The organism is Hymenobacter cellulosilyticus (assembly GCF_022919215.1).
GTDB classification, from domain to species: domain Bacteria; phylum Bacteroidota; class Bacteroidia; order Cytophagales; family Hymenobacteraceae; genus Hymenobacter; species Hymenobacter cellulosilyticus.
The window spans coordinates 3,067,905-3,082,017 of sequence record NZ_CP095046.1 but is presented as its reverse complement, the minus strand read 5'-3'; the positions used below and the strand labels follow the sequence as shown (position 1 = coordinate 3,082,017).

The following is a 14,113-nucleotide window of genomic DNA, read 5'->3' as shown; positions in this document are numbered from 1 at the left end:
TTAGAAACTTCAAAAGGGGAGCGGCTAGGTTAAATAGCCACCTCCCTTACGTATCCCTGTTGAACAGTAATGGAAGTAGTAGAACCGGTTAGCAAGAAAGTAACTCAAGGACACTTAGCGTATCTGGACGGGTTGCGCGGCCTAACAGCCTTGTATGTGGTGCTACACCACGCCCTGACCCAAATCAACGGGACATTTACGGCAGCTACCGTTCCGGCTGGCTCAATTGCCTCAATTCCAGTAAAGGCCTTTACCTTTCTGTTTGGCCACGGGCGGTTGGCAGTCGATATGTTTATCGTTATTTCCGGCTTCTGCCTGATGCTGCCTATTGTCCGCAACAAAGGCCATATGAAGGTAGGTCCCAGAGAGTTCTTCGCCAAAAGAGCCAAACGGATTCTGCCACCTTACTACCTGGCCTTGGCTTTTTCGATGCTCTTAATCTATACAGTAATCGGGGAGCAGACCGGCACGCACTGGGACATTGCCATTCCCGTAACCAGCACCGATATAGTTACTCATCTGCTCTTGCTACAAGACTTGTTCTACAGCACGTGCTATAAAATCAACCATGTTTTCTGGTCCATATCGGTTGAGTGGCGAATTTACTTTGCCTTTCCGCTGCTGGTGTACATATGGCGGCGGCTAGGCGCCTTGCGCACTACCGCCCTTACAGTGGGCAGCGGCCTGCTGCTTTATGGTCTTACTGTTTTGCTGGCGGGCTTCGACCAGACTGGCCTAAATCCGGTTTCCATCAGCGCCGACTATTTGGGACTGTTTGCTATTGGAATGTTAGCCGCAGAGCTGTCCTTTACTCAGCAGGAAAGTATGATAAGCTGGCGGAATAGAATTCCACTCAACCTAATTCTACTTGTCACGCCAGTGGCTACACTTGTTCTGCAAAGGCTTAATACCAATGGCAACAACCACGCCTTCGTAGTGCTGTCAGATCTGCTGATGGGGCTGTTTTCGGCTGGCCTCCTCCTAGCCGTATCTACTGGCCGGATGGCCACCACTCACCGCTACTTATCCTGGCGGCCGCTGGTACTTATTGGCACTTTTGCTTACAGCCTGTATCTGGTGCATGCGCCGCTGCTGCAGGTGTTTTCCAAATATGTGGCCATTCCGCTGAACTTGGCTCCCCTGCCCTCTATTCTGCTATTCGTGTTTGTGGCTACTCCGCTGATAACCGCCTGCTGCTATTTATTTTACTTAGTAGCCGAGCGGCCATTTATTACCAAAAGCCCAAGTGCTGCAAGCCGCGTTGCGGCCAGCTAACTCACCCCGCGTGGATTAAGAGGCAAGGTTAGCGGTGCCTGTAAAAGCAAAACCGGGCCAGCTGATAAGAAACTAGCTGGCCCGGTTTTGCTTTTAGATCATCCACGTAACTACGGCTTTGCCAGCGGCAAGGTATAGGTAATGCCCTTCGAGTCGGCGGTTTGCAGGTCGAGCTTACCGGGCCGGGACTTGGCGTCCTTGGCAGATAGCAAGGGTGTAAGGGTACCATCGGGCGCCACAGTGGCAATGTTCTGGTAGGCAATAAATACGCGCAGCTGGTCGCCGGTCTGGTAGTGGCTTTGGAAAGGGCGCAGGTCCAGCTGAGGCTTCTCAGCAAGCTGGATGGGCAGCACCGGCCGGCCGTGGCGCACCAGGGTTATTTCAGCGTGCCGGAACCGGTAGCTTTGCTCGGGGCATCCCGCTGCCGGCGCGACCCGCAGCGTAGCAGTAGTGACCAGGGCAGCGGCCGTAGCGGGCAGGGCCTGACTGTTGCGCAACAGCTGAATTTCAGGCCGGGCGCAGTCGGTTTGGGCCATGGCCTTGCTCGCGGCAGCAAGGAGAATAAGTGAGGGAAAGATCAGGTTACGCATGAACAGAAATAAGAATTGCGGTATACTTGGTAAAGCCTTTTTGGTTAACGCCTAGCCGCGGAACAATAGTATAAGATGGGACGCTGCGGGCAACGGGATAACCTTCTTACCGGCGAATGGCGGCCGTGTCTATCCGAACCGACTGCAGGGTTGTGTAGGCTTGCTCTGCCAGGCGGGCGCAGTCTGTTTGCTTGCATTCAAAGAGCAGCTCTACTTCCCACGAGCGGTGCCGGCCCTGGACCACAGTAGCTGCCCGCACCTGAGCATAAGGCTCCGGAATCCTGGGGCAGGGCCGATGAACTCCACAATGGAGAAGGGCCGACCATTAATCACCTTCACCTTTTTGGATTTCCAGACGGTGGGCGGCGCCCCAACGCTCTGGTTGGCTTCGTTCGTGTGCTGGATGTAGCGGGCTAGACTCGTCAGGCTTTCCGGCGTTCCGAAGCTCGTTTTGGTGGAAATAGTCAGTCGGTCCAGGGTGTCTTTGCAAAACGTACCCTCACGGTAAAAGCCGCTTTCCTGCCGCAGGCAGCCCGATGAGCTTCCCATCCGGTACTTGCAACGGTCGCCATTGGGCGTGTCGGCCGCATCGAGCCAGGTCAGCAGCGTATCGTATTGGGCCGGCACGGCTAGGGTCAGGGAGCCTGTGGGCGAAGCAAGTTCGGGTTTAGGCTGCCAAACGATAGTATGCTGCACAAACCCCGCGGGAACCGCCGGGGCCTGCTCCCGCTCCGGAGCCGAACAGGCGCCTAGCAGCATTACCGAAAGTAGAATTAATATCCGCATAAGGCTTCGGGGAGGAAATCAGCAGGCATAAGACAGCCGGAAGTGGTTTGGAGCCCCAATGAGTGACCTGGGAGCCGCACTTACCCGGCTTCCGGGCCGGTATTAGCAGAGGATGCCGGTGCCGGTTCCCGCTCAAGGGCCAGCCGCAAACTGAACAGGGCCAGCAAAAGCGTGAGGGGGGTAAAAACCAGTCTTTCCAGGTCAGTGTGCGCCAGCAGGTTGCCCACGGTATTGAGCAGAAAAAGGCCTGTCATAAGCCACAGAGCACCTTTAAGCAGCAGCCGGCTGACGCGCACCCGCAGCCGTCCTGCCGCAATGCCCGCTACGACCAGCATCAGCAGGTTCAACCCTATGGATACGGTTTCAAACTGCAGCATCTCCTGAAAGCTCTTCAGCCGCCCGCCCCACACGATGTCGAACGGAATGACGCCGGTCAGGACCAGGAGGTGAAACAGCACAACCAGGGTCAGAATGAGCAGTATCCCGTGGGCCGCAACCCGGGCAGATAGAACAGTTTTCATCACGAACGGTGGTCAAGCACTTGCGGCTCGAAGTAACGCATAGTTTTCGAAGCGGACCAGCCGGACTGGCCTTGGTGGGCAGGGAGAAAATCAACGCACTATTTACTTTGAAATACAAAGTTCTTTTGTTTACTTCGCTTCATCCTCGCTTCTCTCCCTGACTTGCCTGGTATAAAGGTCGGACTGCAGGAGCTCGTCGCGCTTCATTTATTTGTTCAACCATAACTTTTCCTGTCATGACTCTGCCTTTTCAACATCTCGTCCGCCCGGCGCTGATAACCACCTGCCTGCTTTCGGTGCCCCTGGTGGCCATGCAGTTTACCGCGGAAGTAAACTGGACTCTGTCGGACTTCGTTGTGGCCGGCGGCCTGATCTTCGGCACGGGCCTGGCCTACCAACTGCTGGCGAGTCGGGCGGGCAGCCTGACCTACCGCCTCGCCGTGGGTGTAGCACTGGCCGCGGGCTTTCTTTCCCTATGGGCCAATCTGGCCGTTGGCATCATTGGGAGCGGGCCGAATCCGGCGAACCTGATGTTTGGTGCGGTATACCTGACAGCTTTTGTAGGCGCATTTCTGGCCCGGCTGCGGCCACAGGCCCTGGCCCGTACGATGCTGGCGGCGGCTCTAACGCAATTCCTGGCTCCGCTGGCGGCGCTGCTGTTCTGGCAGCCTGAGTTCACCCCCGATGTAACCCGGGGATTTGTCGGGAATCTGCTTTTCGTGGGAATGTGGCTGGCTTCGGCCTTCCTGTTTCGCAAGGCCGCCGGCCCGCGGCCCGACTCGGGCCGGGTGGCTTAAGCAGCTACTCTGGCTGATGGCGCGGCAAAGGCGGGCAGGCCCCCGCGGCTGGCTGTAGCTATGCTATACGCTACCGGCCGCGGGGCCTTGCTGCGCAGAAGCTAATACCAGTAAAAATTTACTTGTATTATGCGGGCATGAAAAAGCTTTTGTTGCTGAGTGTTCTGGCCACTTTGTTTCTGACGCGGACGGCCTTTTCCCAAACCCCGGCCCGGCCGAAAGTAGCCGCCGCGGCGGCCGGCAACCCGGTTTTCCCCGGCTGGTACGCCGACCCGGAGGCCGTTATTTTCGGCAAGCAGTACTGGGTGTACCCCACCTACTCTGCCCCGTTTGACAAGCAGGTGTTTATGGACGCCTTTTCCTCGCCCGACCTGGTGCACTGGACCAAGCACCCGCGCATTATCGACACCGTTAGCATTCGGTGGGCGCGGCGGGCCATGTGGGCCCCGGCCGTGGTGCAGAAGGGCAAGCAATATTTCCTGTTTTTCGGGGCCAACGATGTGCACGAGGGCGAAGTAGGCGGCATCGGGGTGGCCGTGGCCGACCGGCCCGAGGGTCCTTTCAAAGATTACCTGGGCAAGCCGCTGATTGGCAACATTCACAACGGAGCCCAGCCTATCGACCAGTTCGTGTTTCAGGACCAGGACGGGCAGTACTACCTGATTTACGGAGGCTGGTCGCACTGCAATATTGCCCGGCTCAAGCCTGATTTCACCGGCTTCCTGCCCTTCCCCGACGGGCAGACTTTCAAGGAAATTACCCCCAGAACTATGTGGAGGGCCCTATCATGTTCCGGCGCGGGGGCAAGTACTACTTCATGTGGAGTGAGGGCGGCTGGGCCGGGCCCGACTACTCGGTGGCCTACGCCGTGGCCGATTCGCCCCTCGGGCCCTTCCAACGGGTGGGCAAAATCCTGCAGCAGGACCCGGCCGTGGCTACCGGGGCCGGCCACCACTCCGTCATTCAGGTGCCGGGCAAGGATGAGTGGTACATCGTGTATCACCGCCGGCCCCTGGGCGAAACCGACATGAACCACCGCGTCACCTGCATCGACCGAATGTATTTTGACGCCCAGGGCCGCATTCAGCCGGTGAAGATTACCCAGGAAGGCGTGGCCCCGCGGAAGCTGTAGCGCTCTACTCTGCTGAGCTCCGACTTGCAAGCGTAGCACGAGCTTTAGTTGAGAGTGAAGCTAACAGGCCCTGCTTAGCCCAGGCCTAGTGATTTCAGATACACCGCCGGGATGGGCAGCCCGCGCCAGCCGTTGGTGAGTCCATAAAGGATAAGCAATGCTACCAGCCCACCCAGGCCTGCCAGAATCAGCGCCTGCCAGCGGGCAGCCTGCGGGCCGAACACCGCGGCTCCTTTGCGGTAGTGCACGGCCGCCAGGTGTAGAAACACCGCACATACGGCCAAGGTGTAGTACGGCACGAAAAACAGACTAAATGGAAAGGTGTTGATGCCCGCCGCCCCGAAGTACAGGTTGGTATCCAGGTCCATATAAAGCCGGCCGGTAAGTACTGCACCCGTGTGCACCAGCAGAAAGAAAGCCAGGTACAGTCCCGAATAAATCTGTAGCCGCTCGGCCCGGCTATGCGCCACGCGCCGCAACTTGACCGCCAGCCGGATTCCAGTTATTCCCTGCCCCGCCACGGCCAGCAGCAGCACCGCTTCTACCACCGGCTGTCGGTACACTACCCGCAGTGCCTGCATCAGTTCCAAGTGCGCCGAGGCGCCGCCCAGGGCCGCTACGTGGTTGACGAGGTGAACCAGAATAAAGCTGGTCAGGAGCAGACCCGACCAGTAATGAACCGTCACGACTCGTTGCATGAAATGGTCAGCTTAGTGGACGGGCGCAATATTAGGCAATAAATATATTGACCTTGGCTACCAGCCCAGCTTAATCTAGACTATGCCGCAGGGCAGCACGCCCGCTCCGGGCACGTTCACCTTGGGACGGCCCGTTTGCGTAAGCGCAGCCTATACGACCAGCTGAAGTACAGCCCGGTCGGGACCTGCTTTTCTCCGTCCGCCGCAAACTCGAAGGCAAAGCTAACCACCGGCTCAAACCGCTTCAGCTGGGGAAAATACCAGGCCCACATGCTGTTTTCGTTGGTTAATGCTTCCCAGACCTGTTCAATCGGGGCCGGGTAGCGCTGCTGCATAACGAATGGCGAGTCCACCTGGCTTTGCTAAGTTGCAATTGCTGCAGTCAAGAAAAACCTGCTGGGCCACCGGAAGTTTTTCGTCCTGGTTTCCTGCTACTTACAGGAGTGGCTTATAGCCCGCACCGGCGAGGCAAATGATGCCCCGCCAGCAAGGACTACCCGTTAGCAGGGCTGGAAAAACTCGACTTCCTGCAGGCGGCCATTTTTGAATATCAAATTAAGAGAAGCATCTACTGGGGTTCCGTTGTGATAAAAGGGTATACCCATTTCCTCACCCGGCCGGCCGGTGGCAGGCGTCTCGGCCTCCTTGGCCGAAACGGGATAGTAGCGGCGGACATCTTCCAGAGTGGTATTCTGGTTGAGCACGAGCTTGCCTACCTTACCCTGAAACTTGCCCGTCGTCACATCGAAGCTGCTGAGTACGGCCTGGGTACCGGCCACTTCGTAGCAGGTTTTGCCATAATACCAGACGTCGGCGTTGGCATTGTTCACCGTTTCCAGCTCGCCGCCGCACTCCACGGCGCCTTTAGCAATGCTGTCGGGGCGGCCCAGTTGACTGATCAGCAGCTGGGTCGTCAGGTGCTCATGCGGCTTGCCGTTGACGGTTACCATGTTCGCCTCGATATGCTCCGGATTTTTTGGCTCGGCAGCGGTAGTCTGGCTGGGCGGGGTAGCCGCAGGAATAGCTTTTTCAGCAGAAGGGGCACTTTGGCAGGAAGCCAGGCAGAGCAGGACCGCCGGCAGAGAAAAGGATTTCATGGAGCTTGACAGCTAGGGTAAGGAATACAGAAAAAGGATACTATCTAGTGCGCCGCGGCGGCAAAGGGTACTTGCGCTTCTCATTCAGCAAGGCCGTAACGGCCCGCCCCGGCCCGCTTATGCCGGCTTTCGGAGGCAACCCAGCTTATCGGTTTTTGGCCGAGGGCTATTGCGCAGCTGGCTGAAACCAGCGCTGGTAACCAGGAGCCACCAGCCGCTGCCACTCGGGGTGGCGCTTCAGGTAGCTGGTCACAAAGGGGCACAGCGGAATCAGCAGTTGCCCCCGCCGCTCGACTTCGGCCAGCACTTTCTCCACTAGGGCCGAGCCTACCCCCTGCCCTTCCAGCTGGGCCGGCACTTCGGTGTGAAACAGGGCCAGGGCTTCTTCCCGGTCGCCGTACTCCATAAAGGCGGTGGAATAATTTACGGTCAGCTCGAAGCGGTGGCTGCCGCTGTTGTCGACAAGCGGCAGATCTTGAAATTCGGGTTTCATAGAAGGCAACGGATAAGTAACGGGCTAAAAGTAGTAGAGGAAGGGTTAAGATGCTGCGCCGAAATAAAAAGCGCCGCCTCGATACCTCGGGGCAGCGCTTCTATGGGTGCCGAAAACGCAGGGCTTTCCTGGCCGGAAAGCCCGCCAGCTGCTACTTCAGCTTGATGCCCTGGGCCGCCATGGCCTGCTCTTGCTGGGCATGGTTGGCCTTGAACTCCTCGTGCTGGGCCTCCGTGCGCTCGGTGCCGAGGCTCTGCAGGTTCTCGCGCAGCTTATCGGCCGGCAGGTCGGCGCCGTACGCGGGCGTGCCCGGCTGCTGCCGCCACGACTCGTGCAGGGTACCAGCATCCACCGCGTCAAAGCCTAATTCTTCCACCAGGGCCATTACCTTTTGTTTGGCCGCGGCATCGTCGGAGGCTACGGGCAAGGCAATGCGGCCGGGCGTGCCCGCGGGCTGCCCTTTCTGCTCGATGTGGTGGGCGTAGATGTTGTTGAACACCTTTACCACGGAGCGGCCCAGGTGCTGCTGCACCCATTCACTCTCGGTCAGGCTGCCGGTTTCCAACTCCGGAATCTGCCCGTCGCGCAGCATGGGGTAGTAGTTGCTGGTATCGATGACGGGCACTTCGGCTGGCACACCTGCTAGTAGGCCCTGGGGCAAGTCTGGAATGTTCTTGAGCGGAATGGTCACTACGATGAGGTCGGTGCCGCGCTGAACGGCTTCCTCGGCCGTAACGGCCGTAGCGCCAGTTTTCTGGGCCAGGTCCTGCAGGGTCTCGGGGCCACGGGAATTGGCAACGTAAACGGTATGGCCCAGGCCGGTAAGCCGCACGGTGAGGGCACTGCCGATGTGGCCGGCGCCGATAATTCCAATGTTCATAGTCGGGGTAGTTTGCATGGTTAAGCGTTGGCACTGCGCCGCCGCAGGTGGTTAAACAGCGCAGGTCGGCATTTTGCTTTTTCGGGCGGGGCACTTTAGAACGAACCGCGCCGCGCAGATTTTCTCGGGATGCGCAGTAACGGCCAGCCAGGCTCAAACTACCTGCCCGCACCATACTAGGCCCAGTAACCGCTCGGATGACACTAGACGGCGGGCCGGTTAGCACGCGTCTCTACTGTTGGGTTTTGGCAGCCGACCGATAAAAAACCTGCCTTACTGTTGAGAACCAGCTCAAAACAGCTTCGTAAGCCCCAGGATATATATCAAAAATCTAATAGCTTATGGCTGCAAAAAAACGTTCTTCTCGCGCCTACGCAGAATCTGCCGGCTACCGGCCCCGAACGCCCGCTACGGGCACTTCCCACGTGAATGTGGGCCCTACGGAGCGCGTGCTTTCCGCCCTGGCCGGGGCGGTCCTGGCTTATGCGGGCACTCGAAGTAAATCAAAGGCAAGTGGCGTGGGGCTGGCCGCACTGGGCACCAGCCTGGCCCTGCGGGGCGCTACGGGGTATTGCCCGCTCAACAGCGTGTTCGGGCGCGACTCGGCGACCAAGCAGCCCGCGCCTATCGAAATCAAGGAAACCTTCACTGTTTACCATGACATAGACCAGGTGTATGGCTACTGGCGGCGGTTCGAGAACCTGCCGACCTTCATGGAGCACATCGAAAGCATCGAGGAGCTGGATGAACGCCATTCGCACTGGGTGGCGCGTATTCCCGGCGGCCTGGGCACGGTAGCCTGGGATTCGGAAATAATCCGGGACGAGCCCAACCGCCTGATTGCCTACCAGTCGCTGCCCGGCTCCCAGGTCGACCAGTCGGGGGAAGTGCGGTTTCGGCAGGCCGAGGGCAACAAGGGCACCGAGCTGCAGGTGGTGATGCACTACCGGGCCCCGCTCGGCACCCTGGGCCAGGGCGTAGCCAAGCTCCTGAACCCGGCCCTGGCCGAGTTCATTCGCAGCGACATCCGCCGCTTCAAGATGATGCTGGAAACCGGCGAAGTACCCACCATCGAAGGCCAGTCCTCGGGCCGCGGGCACGATAAAGGCTAGGCCGCCCCGCCCTATTGTATTGTTATCCAACTAACTCCTTCTGACTATGAAAGCACTCTGCTGGGTAGGCACCAATAAATTAAGCGTGGAGCGAATTCCCGACCCGGAAATTCTGAACCCGCACGACGCCATTATTCGGGTGGGCCTGTCGTCGGTCTGCGGCTCCGATTTGCACCTGCTCGACGGCTACGTGCCCACCATGCGCGAGGGCGACGTCATCGGCCACGAGTTTATGGGCGAAGTGGTGGCAGTAGGCCCCGCCCTGAAAAAGATGAAACGCGGCGACCGGGTGGTAGTAGCGTCGGTGGTGGCCTGCGGCGGCTGCTGGTTCTGCGACACGGGCCAGTACTCGCTCTGCGACAACGGCAACGCCCACGCCGCCGTGGCCGAAAAAGCCCTGGGCTACCCGGGAGCCGGTATTTTTGGCTACTCCCACGCCTTTGGCGGCTACTCCGGCTCCCACGCCCAGTACATCCGGGTGCCCTTCGCCGAAAACGGCTGCTTTATCATTCCCGACGGTGTGCGCGACGAAAGCGCCCTGTTCTGTTCCGATGCCTTTCCCACGGGCTTCATGGCGGCCGATATGTGCGGCATCGAGCCCGGCGACATTGTGGCCGTGTGGGGCGCCGGCGGCGTGGGCCAGATGGCCATGCACTCGGCCTACCTGCTCGGCGCTTCCCGCGTTATTGCCATCGACCGGTTTCCCGAACGTCTCGCCATGGCCCGCACCTACGCCCGGGCCGAAACGCTCAACTACGAGGAGGTTGACATTCTGGAAGCGCTGAAGGAAATGACCGGGGGCCGCGGCCCCGACCGCTGCATCGACGCCGTAGGCATGGAAGCCCACTCCCCCGGCGCCGAGCACTATTATGATCTGGTGAAGCAGCAGCTTAAAATCGAAACCGACCGGCCCGCGGTGCTGCGCCAGGCCATCATGGCCTGCCGGAAAGGCGGCACGCTCAGCATCGTGGGAGTGTACGGCGGCCTGATCGACAAATTCCCGATGGGCGCGGCCATGAACAAAGGCCTGACCTTCCGCATGGGCCAGATGCACGCCCAGAAATACATTCCGCGCCTGCTCGACTACGTGCAGGCCGGCGCCGTCGACCCCGCCTACCTGCTCACCCACCGCTGGCCGCTGGAGCGCGGCCCCGAGGGTTACGACATGTTCAAGCACAAAACAGACAACTGCGTACGGGTGGCGTTTCAGCCCTGAACATCGTTTGCTCCAATAAAAAAGGGAAGCTAATCAGCTTCCCTTTTTTGTGAATGCCTCATTGCAGCCGTTTATATAAAGCAGCGGAAGCACGGATGTAGAATTGAAGCTGGGTAGAAGGTTTTTTGCAGGCAATTATTTGTCATCCTGAGCAGTGCGAAGGACCTTATCACGTCTGCACGAGTCGTTCCCATGTGATAAGGTTCTTCGCTCTGCTCAGGATGACACTTCCTATAATAGCTTCACTGACGGTAGAACGTCAGGCTGGCTTTAAGCCGTTTTTAGACCGGTAGTATTCGGCCTCCGGCTACTTCAGCTTGATGCCCTGGGCTTCCATGTGCTTTTCAGCCGCGTTATGGTTGGCCAGGAACTCGGCGTGCTGGGCTTCCGTGCGCTCGGTGCCGAGGCTAGCCAGGTGATGCTCCACCTGGTCGGCGGGCAAATCGTTGCAGTAGATAGGGCCGCCGGGCTGCTGCCGCCACGACTCGCGCATCGTGCCGCCGTCCAGGGCGTCGAAGCCCAGCTCTTCCACCAGGGCCATTACTTTCTGCTTGGCCGCGGCATCGTCGGAGGCCACGGGCAGGGCAATGCGGCCGGGCGTGCCGGCGGGCTTACCGTTGTTTTCGAGGTGGGCGGCGAAGATGTTGTTGAACACCTTCACCAGGGGGCGGCCCAGGTGCTGCTGCACCCAACCGCTTTCGGTCAGGTCGCCGGTTTCCAGCTCGGGGATGTGGCCGTCGCGCAGCATGGGGTAATAGTTGCTCGTGTCAATAACGGGCACTTCGGCCGGTACGTTTGCCAGCAGGTCCTTGGGCAGCTTGGGAATGTTTTCCAGCGGAATAGTCACCACAATCAGGTCGGTGCCGCGCTGGGCCGCTTCCTGGGCCGTAACGGCCGTAGCGCCGGTTTTCTGGGCCAGGTCCGTCAGGGTCTCGGTGCCGCGGGAGTTGGCGATATATACCGTATGACCGAGGCTGGTGAGCCGCACGGCCAGAGCGCTGCCGATTTGGCCGGCGCCGATGATTCCAATGTTCATAGTTGAGAACGGTTGTGTGGGTTAAGCGGTGGCACTGCACCGCCGCGGTTGGTTAAACAGCGGCGGCGGGATTTTGCTTTTTTCAGGTGAAGAGCGATAACCCAACTAACACTTACTCACCAACAAAAACGCCCGGCTTCCACTGGGGAAACCGGGCGCCGGATAGCTGCAATTCGGATAGTGAGGATAAAGGAGGCGACGCGGAGCGGGCTAGTTCAACGAGGGCGACACTGGCTTCACCGCCGGCGCTTTGGCGGCGGGCTGGTGCTGGTTGAAATACTTCTTATCGAAGTAGGTAGCGGCCTGCCCGGGGTGCTCGTCGAAGACCAGGCCCAGCTGCCGGGCGTTGCGGGAGAGCTGCCGGGTAAGCAGGTCACGCTCGGCGCGGGTACCCACGCGGGCGTCGGCCTGGGCCTTCTTCTGCCCCGTCTGCAATTTGAGGGCAGCCAGCAGCGCGTCGCGGTGCTGGGTGTAGGTGGTCTTGAAGTCGGCCTCGAACTTGCTGCCCAGCTCGGCCAGGGCCTTATCGAAGCGCTCCAGCAGGCCGGGCCAGGCGGGGTGGTCGGCCTGGTGATACTCGTTGGAGCCATTGGGGTAGAAACGCAGACGCTGGGCCTTGTCCTGCAGCTTGTAATCGACGTAGTCGCGGCCGGGGCCTGCCAGCCAGTCGACCAGCTGCTGTCGGGCCGTGCCCAGGGTTAGGGTGCTGCCCTTGCCGCTGCTGCGGGCCGTGCCCGCCTGACTGCGCTGCCCGAAATATGCCTCGTAGCGGGCCTCGGTGGCCGTAATCAAGGTCGTAAAACGGCCCTGGTCGTTACCCTGGCGCAGCCGCTCCAGGTGGTCGCGCGTGCCCGCCTCCAGCTCCTCAAAGCTGATGGCATCATCGGCGAACCAGTCGCCAAAAATCTTGTCAAATGATAACATAAAACGGTAATGAAGTGAAGGTTAAACTCTTCCCTAGCTACCGATAATATTCTGGGAATCCTATCTAAAAACTCCGGTCTTCCAGCCAGAAGTCTGTTTTATGTCCCGAAGTTTTCTGGCCCCTCGTTCAGAGCTCTGGAAGGCCCTCCTATTTTTTCCGGAGCCTCATCCAGAGTTCTGGATGGCACCCTGGAGTTTTCCGGTCGACCATCCAGAACTCTGGACGGCCGACCAAAGTTTTTGGGAGGCATTTACAGAGTTCTGGAGAGGCATCCGAAGTTTTTCGAAGGGCCTTCCAGAGTTCTGGGCAGGCTAGGGGCTTTTTTGGGTGCGGGTTGGTGGTTCTGGACTTTGCTGGTGGGAAAGTGGGCTGATTATTTATAGAACGAACAACGCCGCCAGGGTTTCCTCGGGCGGCGTTGAGACACCTTAATTAGTGTCAGGGCGGGGAGTCAACCCTCTATCAGTCACTCTTTTTAAGCGACTGATACACATACTTGTAGTGAAACGTCTTGCTTTCATTAGTCCGATACTCTATTTCCCGTCGTTCTGTCACAAACCCTTCTTTATTCCGACGGTACAGCGTAGTGCTCAAATGCTCCCCGTCGTTATTTTTATTCTTCTCAAACTCATAATAATCCGAACGGCTTATTGCATTATCAACCCCATACTGATATATCATTTTACCGTATACCGAGTAGATGCCTAATCCAAATTCAGACATATCCTCTTTCCGAACAAAAGATACTTTTTGTTTTATCCTTCCTTTCAAATCGTAAGAATATTCATCAAACCATGACGTATCACCAAGCCCTGCAATCACAAGAGCTTTTTTTAGCTCCTTACTTGATGTATATTCCAATTCCAATCTACGCTTATCCTCATCATTGTAATTAACTAGAATAAGTAGCCCCTGGTCATTATAGCCGTAGCTATGATGACTAGAGACTTGCTCACGTTCGTCATAGTAAAGCTCTTTCTGCATTTTACCCACTAGGCTGTAACCGGTAAGTTCTGCTAACCGTTTTTTCCCTTTTATCTCCAACTCAGCTATCTTAGGATGTTTTAATAAATCTGCACGATTTGTAATTTTTTCCAAAAAGCGAAAGGGGTTCGTATTGATTTCGCTATCTAGTTGAGCATAATCATTTTCTCGCCTATAATGCTTAATAGTCGTTCCTAACCAATTATACTCATAATAAGTAACCTTCAGCCCTGCATTGGAATGTAGATCGTACCTTCTTATCAGATAGCCCTCTTCGTCATAAACGTTTGCAGTTATCATGGTGATGTAATGACCATTCCAAAATTCACCAACATATTGCTTATAATATTTAAAAATCAGTCGTCGATTTTGGTCGTATTCAATCACATTTAGCAATACTCCATCACCAAACTGCACTACTTGCCTCAAAGTATCTGGAATAGCACGATTGTCATAGGTTATATCGTTACCTAAGTCACTGTGAAACAATTCTTCATCTGAATCCACATGTGGCTCCCGTACAGTTCCGCAACTAGCATTGAAACCCAATAGGAGGATTAGCAAGTTAAAG

15 protein-coding genes and 1 pseudogene are annotated in these 14,113 nt (G+C 57.6%); 5 read left to right on the top strand and 11 right to left on the bottom strand.

The window, feature by feature from the left end; all coding sequences use genetic code 11:
* Positions 1–69 precede the first annotated feature (69 nt).
* Positions 70–1,275 (top strand): acyltransferase family protein, encoded by a 1,206-nt coding sequence (locus MUN79_RS15175; RefSeq protein WP_244673535.1) that lies wholly within the window; start codon positions 70–72, stop codon positions 1,273–1,275.
* Positions 1,276–1,385: 110 nt separating this feature from the next.
* Here the strand turns inward: MUN79_RS15175 and MUN79_RS15170 are convergent, their stop codons facing one another.
* The 3 genes from MUN79_RS15170 to MUN79_RS15160 form a co-directional block, all read right to left on the bottom strand.
* Complete coding sequence (locus MUN79_RS15170) at positions 1,386–1,865, bottom strand: hypothetical protein (RefSeq protein WP_244673534.1); 480 nt, start codon at positions 1,863–1,865, stop codon at positions 1,386–1,388.
* Between the two features lie 210 nt (positions 1,866–2,075).
* Positions 2,076–2,624 (bottom strand): hypothetical protein, encoded by a 549-nt coding sequence (locus MUN79_RS15165; RefSeq protein ID WP_244673533.1) that lies wholly within the window; start codon positions 2,622–2,624, stop codon positions 2,076–2,078.
* A 107-nt stretch (positions 2,625–2,731) separates the two neighbouring features.
* Positions 2,732–3,172, bottom strand: coding sequence for a hypothetical protein (locus MUN79_RS15160; RefSeq protein WP_244673532.1), 441 nt, complete (start codon positions 3,170–3,172; stop codon positions 2,732–2,734).
* 236 nt (positions 3,173–3,408) lie between these two features.
* Here MUN79_RS15160 and MUN79_RS15155 point away from each other — a divergent pair, with 236 nt between their 5' ends.
* Positions 3,409–3,969 carry a hypothetical protein gene (locus MUN79_RS15155; RefSeq protein ID WP_244673531.1) on the top strand — a complete coding sequence of 187 codons (561 nt, stop codon included), beginning with the start codon at positions 3,409–3,411 and terminating at the stop codon, positions 3,967–3,969.
* Positions 3,970–4,106: 137 nt separating this feature from the next.
* A pseudogene (locus tag MUN79_RS15150) lies at positions 4,107–5,101 on the top strand (glycoside hydrolase family 43 protein).
* 74 nt (positions 5,102–5,175) lie between these two features.
* On the opposite strand, the gene MUN79_RS15145 reads toward MUN79_RS15150, so the two are convergent.
* From MUN79_RS15145 to MUN79_RS15125, 5 genes are all read right to left on the bottom strand, one after another.
* Positions 5,176–5,799 (bottom strand): succinate dehydrogenase/fumarate reductase transmembrane subunit, encoded by a 624-nt coding sequence (locus MUN79_RS15145; protein WP_244673530.1) that lies wholly within the window; start codon positions 5,797–5,799, stop codon positions 5,176–5,178.
* Positions 5,800–5,915: 116 nt separating this feature from the next.
* A complete protein-coding gene (locus MUN79_RS15140; protein WP_244673529.1) occupies positions 5,916–6,152 on the bottom strand; it encodes an SRPBCC family protein in 237 nt (78 codons plus the stop codon).
* A 147-nt stretch (positions 6,153–6,299) separates the two neighbouring features.
* Positions 6,300–6,896 carry a hypothetical protein gene (locus tag MUN79_RS15135; RefSeq protein ID WP_244673528.1) on the bottom strand — a complete coding sequence of 199 codons (597 nt, stop codon included), beginning with the start codon at positions 6,894–6,896 and terminating at the stop codon, positions 6,300–6,302.
* A 166-nt stretch (positions 6,897–7,062) separates the two neighbouring features.
* Complete coding sequence (locus MUN79_RS15130) at positions 7,063–7,389, bottom strand: GNAT family N-acetyltransferase (RefSeq protein ID WP_244673527.1); 327 nt, start codon at positions 7,387–7,389, stop codon at positions 7,063–7,065.
* Positions 7,390–7,540: 151 nt separating this feature from the next.
* Positions 7,541–8,287, bottom strand: coding sequence for an NADPH-dependent F420 reductase (locus MUN79_RS15125; RefSeq protein ID WP_262922868.1), 747 nt, complete (start codon positions 8,285–8,287; stop codon positions 7,541–7,543).
* A 323-nt stretch (positions 8,288–8,610) separates the two neighbouring features.
* Here MUN79_RS15125 and MUN79_RS15120 point away from each other — a divergent pair, with 323 nt between their 5' ends.
* Positions 8,611–9,381, top strand: coding sequence for a YgaP-like transmembrane domain (locus MUN79_RS15120; protein ID WP_244673525.1), 771 nt, complete (start codon positions 8,611–8,613; stop codon positions 9,379–9,381).
* 46 nt (positions 9,382–9,427) lie between these two features.
* Positions 9,428–10,597: a zinc-dependent alcohol dehydrogenase gene (locus MUN79_RS15115; protein WP_244673524.1), complete on the top strand. Its 1,170-nt coding sequence runs from the start codon at positions 9,428–9,430 to the stop codon at positions 10,595–10,597.
* A 307-nt stretch (positions 10,598–10,904) separates the two neighbouring features.
* On the opposite strand, the gene MUN79_RS15110 is transcribed toward MUN79_RS15115, so the two are convergent.
* From MUN79_RS15110 to MUN79_RS15100, 3 genes are all read right to left on the bottom strand, one after another.
* A complete protein-coding gene (locus MUN79_RS15110) occupies positions 10,905–11,633 on the bottom strand; it encodes an NADPH-dependent F420 reductase (protein ID WP_244673523.1) in 729 nt (242 codons plus the stop codon).
* A 210-nt stretch (positions 11,634–11,843) separates the two neighbouring features.
* Positions 11,844–12,557 (bottom strand): hypothetical protein, encoded by a 714-nt coding sequence (locus tag MUN79_RS15105; RefSeq protein ID WP_244673522.1) that lies wholly within the window; start codon positions 12,555–12,557, stop codon positions 11,844–11,846.
* A 463-nt stretch (positions 12,558–13,020) separates the two neighbouring features.
* Positions 13,021–14,049, bottom strand: a complete 1,029-nt coding sequence (locus MUN79_RS15100) for a hypothetical protein (RefSeq protein WP_244673521.1) — start codon at positions 14,047–14,049, stop codon at positions 13,021–13,023.
* Between the last annotated feature and the right edge of the window lie 64 nt (positions 14,050–14,113).

Bases quoted from the DNA above. Each gene is read 5' to 3' on its own strand.
- MUN79_RS15155 (WP_244673531.1), top strand. From the start codon at position 3,409: ATGACTCTGCCTTTTCAACATCTCGTCCGCCCGGCGCTGATAACCACC.
- MUN79_RS15135 (WP_244673528.1), bottom strand. From the start codon at position 6,896: ATGAAATCCTTTTCTCTGCCGGCGGTCCTGCTCTGCCTGGCTTCCTGC.
- MUN79_RS15120 (WP_244673525.1), top strand. From the start codon at position 8,611: ATGGCTGCAAAAAAACGTTCTTCTCGCGCCTACGCAGAATCTGCCGGC.
- MUN79_RS15105 (WP_244673522.1), bottom strand. From the start codon at position 12,557: ATGTTATCATTTGACAAGATTTTTGGCGACTGGTTCGCCGATGATGCC.
- MUN79_RS15125 (WP_262922868.1), bottom strand. From the start codon at position 8,287: ATGCAAACTACCCCGACTATGAACATTGGAATTATCGGCGCCGGCCAC.
- MUN79_RS15145 (WP_244673530.1), bottom strand. From the start codon at position 5,799: ATGCAACGAGTCGTGACGGTTCATTACTGGTCGGGTCTGCTCCTGACC.
- MUN79_RS15170 (WP_244673534.1), bottom strand. From the start codon at position 1,865: ATGCGTAACCTGATCTTTCCCTCACTTATTCTCCTTGCTGCCGCGAGC.
- MUN79_RS15110 (WP_244673523.1), bottom strand. From the start codon at position 11,633: ATGAACATTGGAATCATCGGCGCCGGCCAAATCGGCAGCGCTCTGGCC.
- MUN79_RS15160 (WP_244673532.1), bottom strand. From the start codon at position 3,172: ATGAAAACTGTTCTATCTGCCCGGGTTGCGGCCCACGGGATACTGCTC.
- MUN79_RS15175 (WP_244673535.1), top strand. From the start codon at position 70: ATGGAAGTAGTAGAACCGGTTAGCAAGAAAGTAACTCAAGGACACTTA.
- MUN79_RS15115 (WP_244673524.1), top strand. From the start codon at position 9,428: ATGAAAGCACTCTGCTGGGTAGGCACCAATAAATTAAGCGTGGAGCGA.
- MUN79_RS15130 (WP_244673527.1), bottom strand. From the start codon at position 7,389: ATGAAACCCGAATTTCAAGATCTGCCGCTTGTCGACAACAGCGGCAGC.
- MUN79_RS15165 (WP_244673533.1), bottom strand. From the start codon at position 2,624: ATGCTGCTAGGCGCCTGTTCGGCTCCGGAGCGGGAGCAGGCCCCGGCG.